Source organism: Cobetia sp. Ld8, assembly GCF_045066615.1.
Taxonomy (GTDB): Bacteria; Pseudomonadota; Gammaproteobacteria; order Pseudomonadales; family Halomonadaceae; genus Cobetia; species Cobetia amphilecti.
Genome location: NZ_JBISHF010000007.1, coordinates 580,420 through 597,918, shown reverse-complemented (window position 1 = coordinate 597,918; position 17,499 = coordinate 580,420). Strand labels below are relative to the sequence as shown.

The following is a 17,499-nucleotide window of genomic DNA, read 5'->3' as shown; positions in this document are numbered from 1 at the left end:
TTCTTGAAACCAGCGACTTCCCCTATCAGCCGACCGCCGCCGTCTGGCTGATGCCGTCCCGCGCGCAGGACTGGCCGCAATGGCTGCCGTGAATGCTCAGCGCCTGCCAGGCATCGAAGGTGCTGAGGTAGATGTCGCCACCGAGATTGGCTGGCAGCTCCGAGCACTTGAGGCGGTCCATCACCGGGCCCTTCACTTCACTCAGGTGCAGCTTCACACCAGCGGCGCTCAGGCGCTCATTGATGACTTCCAGACTTTCCAGTGCCGAGGCGTCGATCAGATTGACCGCCTGACAGGCCAGCACCAGATGCTTGAGCGAGGGGCGTTCGGCCATCAGCGCCAGCACCGTGTCTTCCAGATAGCGCGCATTGGCGAAATACAGGCTCTCGTCGATGCGCAGAATCGCCAGTTCGGGGTCGGTCTCCACCTCATGGCGCTCGACATTGCGAAAGTGCTCGCTGCCCGGCACGCGCCCGACCAATGCACTGTGCGGCTGGCTGGTGCGCTTGAGATAGAGCCCGAGCGACACGGCGATACCGACGATGATGCCGCTCTCCACCCCCTGCGCGAGGGTGATGATCAGCGTGATCATCAGCGCCGCACCGTCACCCTTCGAGTAGCGGAAGGTACGCTTGATCGCCGCGATATCGATCAGGCTGGTGGTGGCGACGATGATGATCGCCGCCAGCGTCGCGCGCGGCAGCCAGGCCAGCCAGTCGGTCAGCCACAGGCTGGCGAGCAGAATGCCGATGGCGGTGAAGGCCCCCGCCAAGGGCGTGGCGGCGCCGGCATCGAAGTTGACCACCGAGCGCGACAGCCCGCCCGAGATCGGCATGCCACCGCTGACGCCTGCGCCCATGTTGGAGACGCCCAGCGCGATCAGCTCCTTGTCGGGGTCGATGCGCTGACGACGCCGTGCGGCGAGGGTCTGGGCCAGCGCCAGCGATTCGACGAAGCCGACCACGCTGATCAAGAGTGCCGAGATCAGCAGCCCCGACCAGTCATGGCTGACAAGGCTTGGCAGGCTGAGGTCGGGCAGCCCGCCGGGCACGGCCCCGACCAGCGCCATGCCGCGCTCGCCCTGCTCAAGCTGTTCGCCCTGAGCAAGCTGGCCCTGGTCAAGCTGACCGCTCAGCCCCCAGGCCAGCAGGCTGGAGACGATGACGGCGATGATCGGCGTGGTCTTGCACAGCATGCCCGCCGCGCTCTCGCTCATTCGCAAGGCCATCAGGCCGTGCTTGAGGTGGCGGCGTGCCAGTATCAGCCACGCCAGGCAGCCCAGCCCGATGGCGAGTGTCGGCCAATGAAGCCCTTGCTCGCCTGCCGACAGCGACTCGCCCATCGCGATCAGATTGCCGCCGCTCAGGCTCAGGCCAGTGATCGGCCCGAGCTGACTGGCGATGATCAGGATGCCCGAGGCGGTCATGAAGCCCGAGATCACCGGGTGGCTGATGAAATTCACCAGCACTCCGAGGCGCAACAGCCCCATGGCGATCAGCATCGCGCCGGAGAGAAAGGCCAGCAGCAGCGCGGCGGCCAGCATCTCGGGCGTGGAGAGCGCCGCGCCATCGGCGCCGCTCATGCCCGCGATCGCCGAGGCCGTCATCAGCGAGATGATCGCCACCGGCCCCACCGCCAGGGTGCTGCTGGTGCCGAACAGCGCATACAGCACCAGCGGCAACATGCTGGCGTAGAGACCGACCTGCGCCGGCAACCCCGCCAGCAGCGCATAGGCCAGTGCCTGAGGCACCAGCATGACGCTGACGATCACCGCCGCCAGCAGATCACGGCCGAGACTGTGGCGGTCATAGTGGGCAAGCCAACCCGCCAGCGGCAGCCAGCGGGCAAACGACGTCCCCCTTGCCTCTCGAACCGGCTCAGACATCGCGTGACGCCGGACGCGCCAGCCATTCGTGGCCCTTGAGCAGCAGGTTCCAGTAGATGAACGGCAGACCCCGTGCCTTGAGCTGCCAGGCCAGGCGAGTCGGGCGCGTGCCATCATTGACCCACTTGGGGAAGGTGGGCTGCAGTTCACCGCCGTAGCCGAATTCCGCCAGCACGATACGGCCGTTCTCCACCGTCAGCGGGCAGGAGCCATAGCCCCGATAGCCCGCCGTGAGCGCGCCACCGGTCAGCGTGGCCAGCAGGTTCTGGACCACCACGGGGGACTGCTTGCGCACCGCCGCGGCGGTCTTGGCATTCGAGGTACCGCTGACATCGCCCAGCCCGAAGATGTCGGGATGGCTCATGTGCTGCAGGGTCTCGGGCTCGAGATCCAGCCAGCCTGCGGCGTTGGCCAGCCCGGATTGTGCGATCAACGCCGGTGCCTTCTGCGGCGGCACCACATGCAGCATATCGAAGGCCTGCTCGACGATCTGCGGCTCGCCGCCCTCCTCGGCTGCCGGCACCTCGAAGCGTGCCGTCTGCGTCTCGCCATCCACCGCGACCAGCCGCTGATGGAACCTGACATCGATGCCATAGCCCGCGACCGCCTCTTCCAGCGCCGGCACGTAGGCCGGCACGCCGAACATCACGCCGCCGGCGTTGTGGAAGCTGACCTCGAGCTGCGACAGCACGTTCTCGCGCTGCCAGTGATCGCAGGCCAGATACATCGCCTTCTGCGGCGCACCGGCGCACTTGATGGGCATCGGCGGCTGGGTGAACAGCGCCTTGCCGCCCTTGAGGGTCTGCACCAGCTGCCAGGTATAAGGCGCGAGATCATAGCGATAGTTGGAGGTGACGCCATTTTCGCCCAGCGTCTCCTCCAGCCCGTCGATGGCGCCCCAGTCCAGCTCCAGCCCGATGGCGATCACCAGACGCTCGTAGCGCAGGCGATGGCCATTGCCGAGCGTGACTTCATGCGCCTCGGCATCGATGCCGGTGGCCGTATCGCGATACCAGTGCACGCCCTTGGGCATCACCGAGTGCATCGGCTTGCGCGTGAATTCCGGCGTGAAGATGCCGCCACCGACCATCGTCCAGCCCGGCTGATAGCTATGCTGCTCAGCGGGTTCGACGATGGCGATGTCCATGCCCGGCTGGCGCTTGAGCAGACTGGCCGCCACCGCGATTCCGCCGGCCCCGCCACCGATGATCACCACCTTGTGGGCGTTGGGTGCCAGGCGGTGATTGGCGGCGCGGGTCGCTTCGGTGGCCGAATCAGCCCCCTGATTGTCACAAGGCGTCGTTGCAGAATCCGAAACTGGCGGGGTCTGTGGCGTGCTCTGGCTCATCGATAAGGCTCCCATCGCGGAAATTCGTCCATTTGAGTCACAAAATTACGTAAGCAAGCTACATAGGCAAAGCGCCTGGACATACTCCCTGCCGGAATGGCAGCCATCACAGCTGATCAAACGGCAGGTTGAGCGGAATCTTGAGATAGGCGCGACCATTGTCTTCCGCCGGCGGCATCTGGCCGGCACGCATGTTCACCTGCACCGCCGGCAGCATCAGACGCGGCATGCCAAGACCGGCATCACGCTTGGTACGCATGTCGACGAAGGCCTGCTCATCGATGCCGTCATGCACATGGATATTGTGCTCACGCTGCTCACCCACCGACGTCTGGCAGCAGAAGCCTTCACGCCCTTCGGCCGAATAATCATGGCACAGGAAGATGCGTGTGCTATCCGCAAGCGAGAGCACCTTGTGAATCGAGCGATACAGCGTACGCGCATCGCCGCCGGGGAAATCGCAGCGCGCAGTGCCGTAATCGGGCATGAACAGGGTATCGCCGACGAAGACGGCGTCGCCGATCACGTAGCTCACGCAGGCCGGCGTATGGCCCGGCGTATGCAGCACGCGGCATTCAAGCCCCCCGATCGCCAGGCTGTCGCCCTCTTCCAGCAAGCGATCGAACTGGCGGCCATCACGCGCGAAGCCCGCCTCGGCGGCGAAGATATCGGCAAAGATGTCCTGCACTTCGCGTATGCGCGCCCCGATCGCCAGCTGGCAATCCAGCTTGCCTTTCAGATAGGCGGCCGCCGATAGATGGTCGGCGTGAACGTGGGTCTCGAGAATCCACGCCACCTCGAGGGACTCGGCCTCGATATGCGCAAGCAAGGCATCCGCAGTGCGGGTGCTGGTGTGGCCTGCGGGATAATCGAAGTCGAGCACGGGATCGATGATCGCGCACTGGCGGGACTGCGGGTCGCGCACCAGGTGCGTGAAGGTGTTGCTATCTTCGTCGAAGAAGCTCTCGACCTGGGGGCGCTGTGTTGAGGTTGCCATCTTTCGACCTCCTGCTTCGCTCAAGGATTGATGCCTCAAGCCTACGCCTGCAGCGGCAACAACGCAAAAAAGAATAACGTTAAAACTATAAAGAATAACAATAAGGCATTTTCAATAACCTATTGTTCTAGCTATTGAATTTCCGAATAGGCGATGAGCGACATCCCTCAGCGAAATGCCTTTCACCATAAGGTATAGCTGATAGAAAGAATCGCACACGCTATGCTGACATTGCGCGGTGACACGATTCAGCCATACAATCTTGAACGATTAAGTTTCACAAGTTGCTGTCACTTACCCTAGCCCTCATTGGACGAGCTACACCATGTCACGAATACTTCAATGGTCGATCACGGTTGCCCTCGCCGGCTTCCTGTTCGGTTTCGATACCGCCGTCATCTCGGGGGCGGATACCTCACTGCAGAGCCAATGGGGTCTGAGCGATCTCAACCACGGCCTCATCATCATGTCGATGGCCCTGTGGGGCACCGTGATCGGCGCCATCTTCGGCAACTGGCCGACCGATCGCTTCGGGCGCCGCGCCACGCTGATCGGCATCGGTATCCTCTATCTGGTCTCGGCGCTGGGGTCGGCGCTGGCCACTGACCCTTATGTGTTCTCGTTCTTCCGCCTGCTGGGCGGGCTGGGTGTGGGGGCCTCGTCCGTCGCGGCGCCTATCTACATCTCGGAAATCGCACCGCGCAAGCGGCGTGGTGCGCTGGTCGGGCTCTATCAGTTCAATATCGTCTTCGGGATCCTGATCGCCTTCGTCTCCAACTACTTCATCGGCTTCATCGACGGTGAGAACTGGCGCTGGATGCTGGGCGTGGAAGCCGTGCCGGCCGCGCTCTATCTGTTGATGATCTGCAAGGTACCGCGCAGCCCGCGCTGGTTGATCCTCAAGCGCAACGATGAGGCGGCCGCCGCCGAGATCATCGCGCTGATCAACCCCAAGGCCGACATCGCCGAGGAAATCGCCATCATCCCCGGCACCGAGAGCGAGGAGAGTGCCAAGCAGCACACCCGTCTGTTCGCCTGGCGCTATCGTCTGCCGGTGCTGTTCGCCTTCCTGATCGCGGCCTTCAATCAGCTGTCCGGCATCAACTTCATCATCTATTACGCGCCGCGCATTCTGGCCGAGGCGCAGCTGGAAGCGAGTGCCGCCCTGCTCTCGACGGCGGGCATCGGGGTGATCAACCTGGTCTTCACCCTGCTGGGCATGTCGCTGATCGACAAGCTGGGGCGCCGCACCCTGATCAAGATCGGCTCTGCCGGCTATCTGGTGTCACTGTGCCTGATCGCCTGGGCCTTCCATCTCGAGGACTTCTCCGCCATGGGCGGCTATGGCGTGCCGGTGCTGCTTGGCGTGTTCATCGCGGCGCATGCCATGAGCCAGGGCACAGTGATCTGGGTGTTCATCTCCGAGATATTCCCCAACAAGGTACGCGCCATGGGCCAGTCCTTCGGTAGCTCCGTGCACTGGATCTTCGCGGCGCTGATCGCGCTGCTGATGCCGACCATCCTCAGCCACTTCAGCGGCGGGCCGGTGTTTGCCTTCTTCGCCGTCATGATGCTGCTGCAACTGGTGTTCGTGCTGTTCTTCATGCCCGAGACCAAGGGTGTCTCGCTTGAGGACCTGCAGGGCCGTCTGATCCGCCCTTCGCGCAAGGAGAAGGAGCAGGAACAGGCCGCGGCACTCGCGCCACAGGGCAACTGAGGCTCTTGACGATTGGGCTTTGAAGCCTGACTCAACATCGCTCTCCAGACGCCGACACCCCGCCCTGTGCGGGGTGTCGGCGTTTGTGGCTCTGGCAGCCATGCCCGTCAGGAGCCCCCGCCGAGCGTCGCCTCACGACATGAGAGCGGCTCCACTACCCACAACGCACATGGCTTGCTGCCCCTGCTCCTGCGCTGACGTGCGCCAGATCGCTACGTGCAAATAGCGTGGTATCGTCGCCGGCTCAATCGCCAGCCTGAGCGGCGATTTTCAGCGCCATATGTCGGGATTATTACGGATATATTCTTTGGTCTCGTCATTCTTGCCAAGCTAATCAAAACAGTGAAAAGATCGCTTCCGAAACGTTTCGGGTAACGGTTTCCGCTCACAGTTACCGCAAAGGAAAAGTGCCATGCCGCCGAACATCACACTCAAGCATCTCGCCAGCCAGCTGGGCCTGTCAGTTACGACGGTCTCGCGGGCATTGGGCGGATTCGAAGATGTCAGCGCCACGACCCGTGAGCGGGTGCAGGCCTACGCCAGTGAAGTGGGCTACAAGCCCAATCAGAGCGCACGCCGCCTGAAGACAGGCCGCACCTCCTCGGTGGGCTACATCATGAACGGCGCCCAGGGCGACTTTCGTGATCAGTTCAACACCCGCCTGCTGGTCGCGCTGGGCCAGGCGCTGCACGACGCCGCACCGGAACATGACCTCATCGTCACCACGGTGCCCGAGGACCGCGACGAGCTGGACACCTACAAGCGCTTCATCGATGGCGGCAAGGTCGATTCCTTCGTGGTGGCCCGTACCCGCATTCAGGACCCGCGCGTCGACTTCCTGCTCGACAGCGGCATCCCCTTCGTCACTCACGGTCGTACCGGCCGTGCCAGCGAGCACGACTGGGTCGACATCAATGCCGCCGACGGTTTCATGCGCGCCACCCGCCACCTGATTGGCCTGGGCCATCGCAACATCCTGTTCCTCAACTTCTTCAGCGATCTCTATACCGCCGTCGAACGTGAGACCGGCTATCTGCAGGCGATGCACGACGCCGGCCTCGCGCCCAGCTCGCGCCATTGCCCGCACGGCTATGCCAGCGCCTATCAGGTCGCCCATGAAGCGCTGTCCGGGGCCAACGCCCCCACCGCCTTCGTGTGTGCCAGCGACATCTTCGCCTACGGCGTGATGGAAGCGGTCAGTGCCTGCGGCCATACACCCGGCGAGGACATCGCCATCATAGGCGCCGATAACCTGCCGCCGCAGATGTACCGCCAGCCCAGCCTCAGCACTCTGGACATCTCGTTCGAGACCGTCAGTCAGGCGCTGATCGAACTGGTGCTGGCACCGCAGGATGGCGCGCCACGCCATCGCTGCTTCGATTACGACCTGCTGCTGCGCGATACCACTGCCTGAGCACACATGCCTGAGCACACAGGACCATCGACTGACCTCACGACGCCAGATGCCTGACCGCAAAACGCCTGATCTGAAAATGCCATCGCCAGAACGTGGTCAGCGTGACGCCAGAAAAACAACACCCGACCGGGGAGACCTCCATGCGCAAGATGCCAACCGCCCTCGCTTTGCTGGCGCTGCTGGGCAGTACGTCCGCCCTCGCTGACATCACCTTCTTCAGCACCCAGGCCAGACCGCTGGAAGAGGCCCAGCAGATGCGCGAGATCGCGCTGGCACCCTACGCCGAGGCCATCAATTACATGCCGCAGGAGACGGGCACCTTCCTGTCGCGTCTCGAGGCCGAGAAGACCAGCCCTGATGGCGCGCTGGATCTGCTCGGCGGGCTGCACGGCGAACTGGGGTCGCTGACGCCCAGCATTCTGGCGCCGCTGGATGACCTGCAAGGCTCGCTTGCGGACACGGGCATCAGCCAACAGTACATGACACTGGGCAAGCTGGGCGGCGACCAGCAGCGCTACATTCCGTGGATGCAGGCGACCTACATCATGGCCGCCAACCGCAAGGCGCTGCCCTACCTGCCCGAAGGCGCTGACCTGAACGCACTGAGCTATGACGAGCTGCTGGCCTGGGGCCGCAACATGCAGGAGGCCACCGGCAGCCCCAAGCTGGGCTTCCCGGCCGGTCGCAAGGGGCTGATCCACCGCTTCCTGGAAGGCTATCTCTACCCGTCCTTCACCCACTCGGTGGTGCGTGAGTTCCGCAGCGATGACGCCGTGACCATGTGGCAGAAGTTCCGCGAGATCTGGGCGGTGACCAATCCGCGCTCCACCGCCTACGGCTTCATGCAGGAACCGCTGCTCAATGGCGAGGTGTGGGTCGCCTTCGATCACACCGCGCGCTTGAAGGATGCCTTCAACAAGCAGCCGGATCAGTACGTGGCCTTCCCGGCCCCTGCCGGCCCCAGCGGACGCGGCTACATGCCGGTGGTCGCCGGTCTGGCAGTCCCCGCCAATGCCACGAATCCCGATGCCTCGCGCAAGCTGATCCGCTATCTGATGACGCCGGAAGCCCAGATTCGCACCCTGCGGGCCACCAACTTCTTCCCGGTGGTGGAGGCTGAACTGCCCGATGACCTGCCCGCCAGCATTCGCATGTCCGGCAAGGCGGTCGCGGCCCAGTCCTCCGCCGATGACGCCGTGCTCTCGCTGCTGCCCAGCGGCCTGGGCCAGCAGTCGGGCCTGTTCAACAAGATCTATCGCGATGCCTTCGTGCAGATCGTACTGCGCGACGCCGACATCGAGGAGACGCTGGATATCCTCGCTCCGCGCCTGCAGACGCTGATCAACACATCAGGCGCAGGCTGCTGGCTCCCGGATACGCCCAGCGACGGCCCCTGCCCGGTCAAGTAAGCCGCTGGCGTCAGAACGCAACACTCAAGAACGCAACACTCGCAACAGCAGCAGCACTCGCCACACACGCATTACTCGCAACACAGCAGCAGCAACGGCACCCCCCGACGGGTCGCCATGACGGAACGCCAACCCCTGTCATGCCGACCCGGTGCCACCAAACCATTCCGACAAGCCATCACAACAACGCCAAAGGTGAGCAAAGATGAAGCACGATCGCTGGCTACCTTATTACCTGATCGCCCCCAGCCTGCTGTTCATGGGTGCCTTCTTTCTCTATCCGTTCATCCAGATCTTCGCCGAGGCCTTCACCAGCAGTGACGGCAACGTGGGCCTGGCCAACTTCACACGCATCTATCAGGACTTCAACTTCTGGCCGTCACTCAAGAACACCCTGCTGCTGACCGGGGTCGTGGTGCCGCTGCAGCTGGTGCTGGCCATCGGCATGGCGCTGATGGTTACCAAGATGAACAAGGGCCGCGACAGCATCCTCTACATCTGGACCATCCCGCTGGGCATCTCCGATCTGGCCGCCGGCATCATCTGGCTGGCGATCCTCGAGCAGTTCGGCTTCCTCAATAGCTTCCTGAGCGCGGTCAGCGTGATCGATGCGCCGGCGTCCTGGCTCAACTATCAGAATGCCTTCGCGCTGTTCCTGGCCGTGGTGGTCGCCGAGATCTGGCGCGGTACCGCCATCGTGCTGGTGATCCTGGTATCAGGCATGGGGCTGATCCCCAAGGAATATGACGAGGCCGGTCAGGTGTTCGGCGCCAGCTACTGGCAGCGCCTGTGGAAGATCACCCTGCCGATGCTGCGTCCCAGCATCCAGTCGGCACTGATTCTGCGCACCCTGCTGGCACTCGAGGTCTTCGCGGTGGTGATGATGCTGGGCGGCAGTGACATGCCGGTACTGATGAGCGAGACCTTCGACTGGCAGTTCCTCTACCAGCAGACAGGTGCCGCTGCAGCCTACGCGGTGTTGATCATGCTGATCTCGGTGGTCATCACCGGCTTCTACATCAAGTTCCTCAATGTGCCGAAGGAGGCCCGCTGATGAAATCCTCTTCTTCCGAGGCCGTCATGCCGTCATCGCTTTCGTCACGCGCAAGCGCCTCCTCCGCCGACTCCTCAAACCAGGTGGCGCAGACCGCCCACAAGCCTCGTCGCAATGACATGGCCTGGAAATGGCTGTTCCGGGCTGGTGTCTCGATCCTGGTGCTGTGGGTGCTGGTGCCCATCGCCCTGCTGATGCTCAACAGCGTCAGCACGCCGGAGCAGATCACCGGCTGGCCCAAGACCCTGACCCCGGCGCTGAGCTTCGAGACCCTCGACTTCTTCTGGCACTACCAGGGCGTGATCAGCGCGCTGGGCAACTCGCTGCTGGCCGCCGTCTTCACCATGGTGATCGCCATCGTGCTCGGCGCACCGGCAGGCTATGCACTGGCCCGCTTCGTGTTCCCGGGCATGAATGCTTACCGCATGATCATCATCCTGTCGCGGGCCTTCCCGATGCCGCTGCTGGCGCTGCCGCTGGCCGTCATCTTCATCCAGGTCGGCATCGATGACTCCATCCTGGGTCTGGCGATGGTGCACGCCACCCTGGCACTGCCGTTTGCGGTGCTGATCACCTCGAGCCTGTTCATGGGCATTCCGGTGGAACTCGAGGAAGCCGCCTGGCTGATGGGCTGCAACCGCTGGCAGGCCTTCCGCCGCGTGGTGCTGCCGCTGGCCGCGCCGGGCATCACCGCCTCGGCCGTGTTCGCCTTCGTGATCTCGTGGAACGAGGTGTTCGCCTCGGCGATTCTCACCGTCGAGAACCGCACCCTGACCGCCTTCCTGGTGCAGAGCCTTTCCGAGTCACCTGCCGAGATCAAATATGCCGGTGGTCTGATTCTGGTCGTTCCGGCGCTGCTGTTCCTGTTCGCGATCAGGAAGTACCTGTTCAGCATGTGGGGCATTTCCAACCGCTAACGTACGCCCGCTCATCAGGCCAATGACCGGCGGCGATCTTCATCGTCTCTCGCAAGCGAGTTCACTTCCTCGCCGCCGCTCTCGATCAAAGGAGTCAGACCATGTCAGCCATCCAAATCAGCGCCGTACGCAAGCAGTTCGGCAAGCAGGAAATCCTCAAGTCCATCGATCTCGAGATCCGCGACAAGGAATTCACCGTGCTGCTCGGCCCGTCCGGCTGCGGCAAGTCCACCCTGCTGCGCATCATCGCGGGGCTGGAATACGAGAGCAGCGGCTCGATCCGCATCGGCGAGCGTGAGATCACCTCGCTGGCACCGCGCGATCGTCGCATCGCGATGGTGTTCCAGAACTACGCCGTCTTCCCGCACATGACCGTGGCGGAGAACATCGCCTTCGGCCTGCGCGTGCGCAAGGACAGCGAGGCGCATATCCAGCGCAAGGTGAAGGAAACCGCCGCACTGATGCATATCGAGGACCGCCTCGATCACTACTCCGGTCAGCTCTCCGGCGGTCAGCGTCAGCGGGTCGCGGTCGCGCGCGCCCTGGCGATGGAGCCGGAAGTGCTGCTGATGGATGAGCCGCTGTCGAATCTGGATGCCCTGCTGCGTCTGGAGATGCGCGCCGAGCTCAAGACCATTCTCGCCGCCTCCGACACTACCACCATCTACGTGACCCATGACCAGGTCGAGGCCATGAGCCTGGCGGACCGTATCGCGGTCATGAAGGGTGGCCAGATAGAGCAGTACGCGCCGCCCTCCGAGATCTACCACTACCCGGCGACCGAATTCGTCGGCAGCTTCATCGGCAACCCGCCGATGAACTTCATCCCGCCGGATGCGCGCTGGAATCACCCGACCCGCCCCGAGCAGTCGAGCCAGCAGGTGCACAAGTGCGGTATCCGCCCCGAGGACTTCGAGGTGCGCTTCGAGCCCACCGAGAACTTCGCCCCGGTGCGCGTACTGGTCTCGGAATTGCTGGGATCGCACAAGCAGCTGACCGCGCGTTTCGGCGACGAGATGATTCGCGTCAACGTGCCGAGTGATCTCGATGTCGGCAATGGCAGCGACATCCACATCCGCCCGCTGGCCGAAAAGGTGCGCTTCTACGACCACAGCGGCCACCTGATGTCGGCGTAAGGCACCCCGCCCCCTCTCTACCCAACCTTTCAGCCCAAAGCTTTCATCCCGAACGGAGCCGACTCACATGAATGCCAAGCTCGACGCGCTCAGCGCTCACGACGTTCTCAAGCTCAACGACCTGGGCGGCTATACCGTGCCCACGCGTGGCCTCTATCCCTTCCAGTGGAACTGGGACGCCGCCATCACCGCGCTGGGCTGGCTGGCCGCCGGTGACGAGGCGCGTGCCTGGCGTGAGGTCGAGCGCCTGCTGGAAGGTCAGTGGGACAACGGCATGGTGCCGCATATCGTCTTCCACGGTGATGCGGAAACCTACTTCCCGGGGCCGGAAGTCTGGGGCGTCAAGCATAGCCCGTCGACCAGCGCCATCTCCCAGCCGCCGGTGCTGGCCAGCGTCATAAAACTGCTGTTTGAGGAAGGCCGTGATCGCCGGCTTGCCGAGGAAAAACTGGCCGCCACCCTGCCTGGCGTCATCCGCTACCACCTGTGGTTCTACCGCGATCGTGATCCGGAACACACCGGCCGCGTGTGCAGCTATCACCCGTGGGAATCGGGCATGGACAATAGCCCCCAGTGGGATGGCCCGCTGGCTGGCGTGCCGCCGGTCGATGCCGAATACGTGCGTCGCGATACCGGGCTGGTCGATCCGTCCGAGCGCCCGCACAAGTATGAATATGATCGCTACATCTATCTGGTGAAGTTCTTCCAGCAGAACGAGCACGACGCCGAGGTGCTGTATCGCGACTGCCCGTACCGCGTCGAGGACATCAGCCTGATCTCCATCCTGCACCGTGGCACGCGCGACCTGATCGCGCTGTGCGAAGAGGATGCCGCCGGTCTGGGCCTGGTCAACACCCACGGCGAGGCGCTCTTCAGCCTCAAGCAGTCGCTGGCGCGCACCGAGGAAGGCGTGCAGGCGCTGTGGAGCGATGAGCTGGGCTGCTTCCTGAGCCGCGATGCGCGTGCCAACGTGCTGCTGGAGCACGTCACCACCGCCGGCATTCTGCCGCTGTTCGCCGGTGTCGCCAGCGGCGCCCAGGCGCAGCGCATGGGCGGTCTGCTCGAGGAATGGCTGGAACAGGCGCCCTTCGGTGTCGCCTCCACCCATCCTGAAAGCACCCGCTTCGAGCCGAAGCGTTACTGGCGCGGACCGAGCTGGCTGCACATCAACTGGATGCTGGCCATCGGCTGCGAGGAATATGACATGTCCCGCGAGGCCGACCAGATCAAGCAGGCCAGCCAGAAGTGCATCGAGGCTGCCGGCTACTACGAGTACTTCAACTCGGTGACCGGCGAAGGCTGTGGCGGCCGCGACTTCTCCTGGACCGCGGCGATGGACCTCTACTGGCTCAACCCGCTGGAGAGCTTCACTGCCAGCAAGGCGGCAGCCGGCGTCGTGGAGGCTTCCTGATGACTCAGCACGCCTCTCAGCAGCAGTCTCAACAACAGTCTCAACAACAGCCTCAACAAGCCTCTCCACTGATGCAGGCACCGCAAAAGGCACCGCTGTCACGCCAGGCAGTACCGCCCATGCCGGCAACGTTCGCCAGCCGCGGCTTTCTGGGTGAGCATATCCGCTCGATCATGGACTTCTATCTGCCCAAGGCGGTAGACCATGAGCGCGGTGGCTACTTCCAGGCCTGGCGCGACGACGGCAAGGTGTATGCGCCCGCGGCGCGACATCTGGTCAGCAGCACGCGGATGGTCTTCAACTTCGCGATGGAATATCTGCGCAGCGGTGATGAGCAGTGTCTGGCCGCGACCCGTCATGGCATCGACTACCTGCGCGATGTCCATCTCGATCCGCAGACCGGTGGCTATCTGTGGTCGCTGAGCGAGCAAGGCGAGGCGGACCACACCAACCAGTGCTACGGCCTGGCGTTCGTGATGCTGGCCTATGCGACGGCCTGGCGCGCCGGCATCGAGGAGGCTCGCGGTTGGCTCGAGGAGACCCGTGCGCTGATGGAAGACAAGTTCTGGTCGCCAGAGGCGGGGCTCTATGCCGACGAGGCCAGCGCCGATTGGCAGACGCTGTCCGACTACCGTGGCCAGAACGCCAACATGCATGCCTGTGAAGCCATGCTGGCCGCCTTCGAAGCCACCGACGAGGCGCACTATCTGGAGCGGGCCATGACCCTGGCCAGCAACATCTGTCAGCGTCAGGCCGCCAAGGCCGATGGCCTGATCTGGGAGCATTACGATCGCGACTGGAACGTCGACTGGGACTACAACCGCGACGACCCCAAGAACCTCTACCGTCCGTGGGGCTTCCAGCCGGGTCACCTGACGGAATGGGCCAAGCTGTTGCTGATGCTCAAGCGTCATCGCGATGACGACTGGCTGCTGCCGACCGCGCAGCGTCTGTTCGATACCGCCTTGGATCTGGCCTGGGACAGCGAACGCGGCGGCATCTACTACGGCTTCGCGCCGGATGGCACCATCTGCGACGACGACAAGTACTTCTGGGTGCAGGCCGAGAGCCTGGTGGCCGCGGCGCTGCTGCACGAGGCCACCGGCGATTCACACTACGCCGAGTGGTACGAGCGCCTGTGGGGCTACGCCTGGCAGCACTTCATCGATCACCAGCACGGTGCCTGGTATCGCCTTTTGAATGCCGACAACCAGCGCTTCGATGACCTGAAGAGCTCGCCGGGTGCCAAGTGTGACTATCACAGCCTCGGCGCCTGCCATGAGCTGTTGCGCGTGATCACCCGCGACTGATTGCCCGCCGGGCCGTGAATGGCGGCCTGCGGCCAGTCGCGACACGTTCGATACACCCGACGACCCGATACGCCGCCTCCCGCGGCGTGTCGGGTCGTTGCGTTGTGGGCGTCTGGTTCAGTGGCAAGGACGACCCGCGCTATTTTTTCGAACACCCTCCGTGTTTCTTTAGAGCACCGCTCCTGACAATACTGGATTGCGCTGACCGCCCCGACAGAGGGTGGCAGCCGACAGCCGCGGGCATGCCCCGAGGCGCTGCATTCCAGACGTTTCATCAGCTAGAGAAACTACAATAACAAGCGGAGTCCCACATGCCCCTTTCTCAACTCCTGGACTGGCGGTTGCACCTGCTGGTCGTGGTGCTGTCTCTCGGCGCCGAACTGATCGGTATTCTCAAGTTCCCGCTCGGCCCCGGCACCTTGCTGCTGTTGCCGCTGTTCTATGCCTTCATTGCCGCCGTACTGTGCAATCCGCACCTGTTCAGTGGTACCAGGCGCTTCATCCCGCCGGTGGTCAGCGCGGCGGCAGGACCAGTCATCCTGCTGTCGATCATGCCGTTCATCGCCCGCTTCGGTTCCACCATCGGCCCGGCCATCGAGCAGCTGATCTCGGCGGGTCCGGCGCTGATCCTGCAGGAGCTGGGCAATCTGGGCACCATGCTGATCGCGATGCCGATCGCGGTGGTGGTGCTCAAGATGGGCCGTGAGGCGATCGGTGCGACCTACTCCATCGCGCGTGAACCCAATATCGCGATCATCTCCGACAAATACGGCCTCAAGGGCCCGGAAGGCGTCGGCGTGATGGGCGTGTATGTGGTCGGTACCATGTTCGGCACCCTGTGGTTCGCGCTGATGGCGGGCTACCTGACCTCACTGGACATCTTCGACCCGCGCGCGCTGGCCATGGCCTGCGGTGTCGGCAGCGGCAGCATGGTGGCGGCATGTTCCGGCGCCATCGCCGGTGCTCTGCCGGAGATGGGCGAAGAGTTGCTGGCCTTCGCCGGCGCCAGCAACCTGCTGACCTATGCCACCGGCCTCTACGTGTCGCTGTTCATCGCCCTGCCGGTCGCCGAGCGCCTGTTCCGCTTCTTCAGCCGCAAGCGGGCCGGCAGCGATGACGCCATGAATGACGAGGAAGCCAAGCTCGCCTCAGACGCGCTGGTTGAAGACCGCCCGGAGAACCAGCTGGGCAAGACAGCCATGGTCGTCGCGGCCGTCTGCGTGGTCGGGTGGGTGGTCAACACCATCAATGGTGCCAGCCTGATCGACGCCGCCCCCGGCATGCTGATCCTGTACGTGATGACCATGCTCGGCCTGCTGGTCGCCCGCATCATGCCCTTCTACCTGCCGGCCATCGCCTGGGTGTCGCTGGTCAGCATCCTGATGACGCTGCCGTGGTTCCCGGGCAGCGGCTGGATCACCGAACAGCTGGGCTTCGTCAACTTCCTCGCCATCGTCACGCCGGTGCTCGGCTATGCAGGTCTGGCGCTGAGCAAGCGCGAGTTCAGCATGTTCCGCCAGGCGGGCTGGAAGCTGGTGATCATCTCCTTGCTGGTCTTCACTGGCACCTATATCGGCTCGGCGGTCGTGGCGCAGGCACTGCTCTGACCACACGGGCTTCGGGCTTTACCTTTCGCATTACCTTTCGCTTCTCACTTTGCTACCCCCTTCTCATCACTTTCACGCCGGCACTCCAGGGTGCCGGTTTCCACAGGAATTCAGCATGCAACTACCCGACAAGATCGACGAGGCACTGCTGCGCAGCTGGCGTCATGAGTTTCATCAGCATCCCGAGACGGCCTTCGAGGAGCACCGCACCTCGGCGCGCGTCGCCGAGATCCTGCGTGCAGCGGGCCTGGAAGTCACCACGGGACTCGCCGAGACCGGCGTGATCGCGGTGCTCGACGGCAAGCTGGGGAAGGGCCAGACCATCGGCCTGCGCGCCGACATGGATGCGCTGGATGTCACCGAGGCCAACGCTGTCTCACATTGCTCGCACACGCCGGGCAAGATGCATGCCTGCGGCCATGATGGCCACACCACCATGCTGTTGGGCGCGGCCTGTGAACTGGCGCGCGATCCTGACTTTGCCGGCCGCGTGGTGTTCGTGTTCCAGCCGGCCGAGGAGAACGAAGGCGGCGGGCGCCGCATGGTCGAGGACGGCCTGTTCGAGCAGTTCCCGATGGATGCCATCTATGGCCTGCACAACTGGCCGGGGCTGGCGCTCGGCGAGGCGGCGGTGCATGAAGAGGCGGTGATGGCGGCCTTCGATGTCTTCACCCTGACCCTGAGCGGCCACGGCTGCCACGCCGCCATGCCGCATCTGGGCAAGGACACCATCCTGGCGGCCTGTCAGCTGGTGACCCAGCTGCAGGGGCTGATCAGCCGCGAGACGCCGGCGCACCAGACCGCGATTCTCAGCATCACCCAGTTCCATGCCGGCGACGCCTTCAACGTGATGCCGGAAGAGGTCGAACTGCGCGGCACCCTGCGCTGCTTTGACCCGGCACTGCGCGCGCATCTGCAGCAGCGCTTCCATGACGCCGTCGATGCCATGGCGACCTTCCACGGTCTCAAGGTCAACTTCGACTATCAGCCGCGCTATCCCGCGACGCTCAATGCACCCGGCCATGCCGAACGCTGCGCCAGCGTTCTCGAGCAGCTGCCGAGCATCCAGCGGGTCCACCGTGACCTGCCGCCCTCGATGGCCTCGGAAGATTTCGCCTATCTGCTGCAGGAATGTCCGGGCGCCTATATCTGGCTGGGCAACGGCGAAGACAGCGCCTCGCTTCACAACCCGCACTACGACTTCAATGATGCTGCCACGCCCATCGGCGTCAGCTACTGGACGTCGCTGGTGCGTCAGCTGCTGGCCGCCGCCTGAGGCCAGGTGAACAAA

At 63.7% G+C, this 17,499-nt stretch carries 13 protein-coding genes; 10 read left to right on the top strand and 3 right to left on the bottom strand.

The features are described from left to right. Window positions 1-25 precede the first annotated feature (25 nt). From ACJJV2_RS07390 to ACJJV2_RS07380, 3 genes are all read right to left on the bottom strand, one after another. Entirely contained in the window at window positions 26-1,885 is a 1,860-nt protein-coding gene (locus ACJJV2_RS07390; RefSeq protein WP_405279533.1) for a SulP family inorganic anion transporter, read from the bottom strand. Then, complete coding sequence (locus ACJJV2_RS07385) at window positions 1,878-3,233, bottom strand: FAD/NAD(P)-binding oxidoreductase (protein WP_405279531.1); 1,356 nt, start codon at window positions 3,231-3,233, stop codon at window positions 1,878-1,880. Before ACJJV2_RS07385 ends, ACJJV2_RS07390 begins: the two co-directional genes overlap by 8 nt. A 106-nt stretch (window positions 3,234-3,339) precedes the next feature. Continuing rightward, window positions 3,340-4,230, bottom strand: coding sequence for an MBL fold metallo-hydrolase (locus tag ACJJV2_RS07380; RefSeq protein ID WP_405279528.1), 891 nt, complete (start codon window positions 4,228-4,230; stop codon window positions 3,340-3,342). A 325-nt stretch (window positions 4,231-4,555) separates the two neighbouring features. Here ACJJV2_RS07380 and ACJJV2_RS07375 point away from each other — a divergent pair, with 325 nt between their 5' ends. From ACJJV2_RS07375 to ACJJV2_RS07330, 10 genes are all read left to right on the top strand, one after another. Then, window positions 4,556-5,947 (top strand): sugar porter family MFS transporter, encoded by a 1,392-nt coding sequence (locus ACJJV2_RS07375; RefSeq protein WP_405279525.1) that lies wholly within the window; start codon window positions 4,556-4,558, stop codon window positions 5,945-5,947. A 412-nt stretch (window positions 5,948-6,359) separates the two neighbouring features. After that, window positions 6,360-7,361: a substrate-binding domain-containing protein gene (locus ACJJV2_RS07370; RefSeq protein WP_054556976.1), complete on the top strand. Its 1,002-nt coding sequence runs from the start codon at window positions 6,360-6,362 to the stop codon at window positions 7,359-7,361. A 143-nt stretch (window positions 7,362-7,504) separates the two neighbouring features. After that, window positions 7,505-8,773 carry an extracellular solute-binding protein gene (locus ACJJV2_RS07365; RefSeq protein ID WP_405279522.1) on the top strand — a complete coding sequence of 423 codons (1,269 nt, stop codon included), beginning with the start codon at window positions 7,505-7,507 and terminating at the stop codon, window positions 8,771-8,773. A 205-nt stretch (window positions 8,774-8,978) separates the two neighbouring features. After that, window positions 8,979-9,827 (top strand): carbohydrate ABC transporter permease, encoded by an 849-nt coding sequence (locus tag ACJJV2_RS07360; protein WP_043334942.1) that lies wholly within the window; start codon window positions 8,979-8,981, stop codon window positions 9,825-9,827. Beyond that, the gene (locus ACJJV2_RS07355) at window positions 9,827-10,744 is read left to right on the top strand and encodes a carbohydrate ABC transporter permease (protein ID WP_199852322.1); all 918 of its coding nucleotides are present in this window, start codon (window positions 9,827-9,829) and stop codon (window positions 10,742-10,744) included. The genes ACJJV2_RS07360 and ACJJV2_RS07355 overlap by 1 nt, the downstream gene beginning before the upstream one ends. 101 nt (window positions 10,745-10,845) lie before the next feature. Further along, window positions 10,846-11,880, top strand: coding sequence for an ABC transporter ATP-binding protein (locus ACJJV2_RS07350; protein WP_107334666.1), 1,035 nt, complete (start codon window positions 10,846-10,848; stop codon window positions 11,878-11,880). Between the two features lie 67 nt (window positions 11,881-11,947). Continuing rightward, window positions 11,948-13,291 carry an MGH1-like glycoside hydrolase domain-containing protein gene (locus tag ACJJV2_RS07345; protein WP_405279517.1) on the top strand — a complete coding sequence of 448 codons (1,344 nt, stop codon included), beginning with the start codon at window positions 11,948-11,950 and terminating at the stop codon, window positions 13,289-13,291. Further along, the gene (locus ACJJV2_RS07340; protein WP_405279514.1) at window positions 13,291-14,601 is read left to right on the top strand and encodes an AGE family epimerase/isomerase; all 1,311 of its coding nucleotides are present in this window, start codon (window positions 13,291-13,293) and stop codon (window positions 14,599-14,601) included. The genes ACJJV2_RS07345 and ACJJV2_RS07340 overlap by 1 nt, the downstream gene beginning before the upstream one ends. A 311-nt stretch (window positions 14,602-14,912) precedes the next feature. After that, entirely contained in the window at window positions 14,913-16,208 is a 1,296-nt protein-coding gene (locus ACJJV2_RS07335) for a DUF3100 domain-containing protein (protein ID WP_248377992.1), read from the top strand. 115 nt (window positions 16,209-16,323) lie between these two features. Continuing rightward, a complete protein-coding gene (locus tag ACJJV2_RS07330; protein WP_405279511.1) occupies window positions 16,324-17,484 on the top strand; it encodes a M20 aminoacylase family protein in 1,161 nt (386 codons plus the stop codon). Window positions 17,485-17,499 lie beyond the last annotated feature (15 nt).

What these genes read in the sequence shown, in the direction of transcription:
- ACJJV2_RS07390 (WP_405279533.1), bottom strand. Translation starts at nt 1,885, where the DNA reads ATGTCTGAGCCGGTTCGAGAGGCAAGGGGGACGTCGTTTGCCCGCTGG.
- ACJJV2_RS07385 (WP_405279531.1), bottom strand. Translation starts at nt 3,233, where the DNA reads ATGAGCCAGAGCACGCCACAGACCCCGCCAGTTTCGGATTCTGCAACG.
- ACJJV2_RS07380 (WP_405279528.1), bottom strand. Translation starts at nt 4,230, where the DNA reads ATGGCAACCTCAACACAGCGCCCCCAGGTCGAGAGCTTCTTCGACGAA.
- ACJJV2_RS07375 (WP_405279525.1), top strand. Translation starts at nt 4,556, where the DNA reads ATGTCACGAATACTTCAATGGTCGATCACGGTTGCCCTCGCCGGCTTC.
- ACJJV2_RS07370 (WP_054556976.1), top strand. Translation starts at nt 6,360, where the DNA reads ATGCCGCCGAACATCACACTCAAGCATCTCGCCAGCCAGCTGGGCCTG.
- ACJJV2_RS07365 (WP_405279522.1), top strand. Translation starts at nt 7,505, where the DNA reads ATGCGCAAGATGCCAACCGCCCTCGCTTTGCTGGCGCTGCTGGGCAGT.
- ACJJV2_RS07360 (WP_043334942.1), top strand. Translation starts at nt 8,979, where the DNA reads ATGAAGCACGATCGCTGGCTACCTTATTACCTGATCGCCCCCAGCCTG.
- ACJJV2_RS07355 (WP_199852322.1), top strand. Translation starts at nt 9,827, where the DNA reads ATGAAATCCTCTTCTTCCGAGGCCGTCATGCCGTCATCGCTTTCGTCA.
- ACJJV2_RS07350 (WP_107334666.1), top strand. Translation starts at nt 10,846, where the DNA reads ATGTCAGCCATCCAAATCAGCGCCGTACGCAAGCAGTTCGGCAAGCAG.
- ACJJV2_RS07345 (WP_405279517.1), top strand. Translation starts at nt 11,948, where the DNA reads ATGAATGCCAAGCTCGACGCGCTCAGCGCTCACGACGTTCTCAAGCTC.
- ACJJV2_RS07340 (WP_405279514.1), top strand. Translation starts at nt 13,291, where the DNA reads ATGACTCAGCACGCCTCTCAGCAGCAGTCTCAACAACAGTCTCAACAA.
- ACJJV2_RS07335 (WP_248377992.1), top strand. Translation starts at nt 14,913, where the DNA reads ATGCCCCTTTCTCAACTCCTGGACTGGCGGTTGCACCTGCTGGTCGTG.
- ACJJV2_RS07330 (WP_405279511.1), top strand. Translation starts at nt 16,324, where the DNA reads ATGCAACTACCCGACAAGATCGACGAGGCACTGCTGCGCAGCTGGCGT.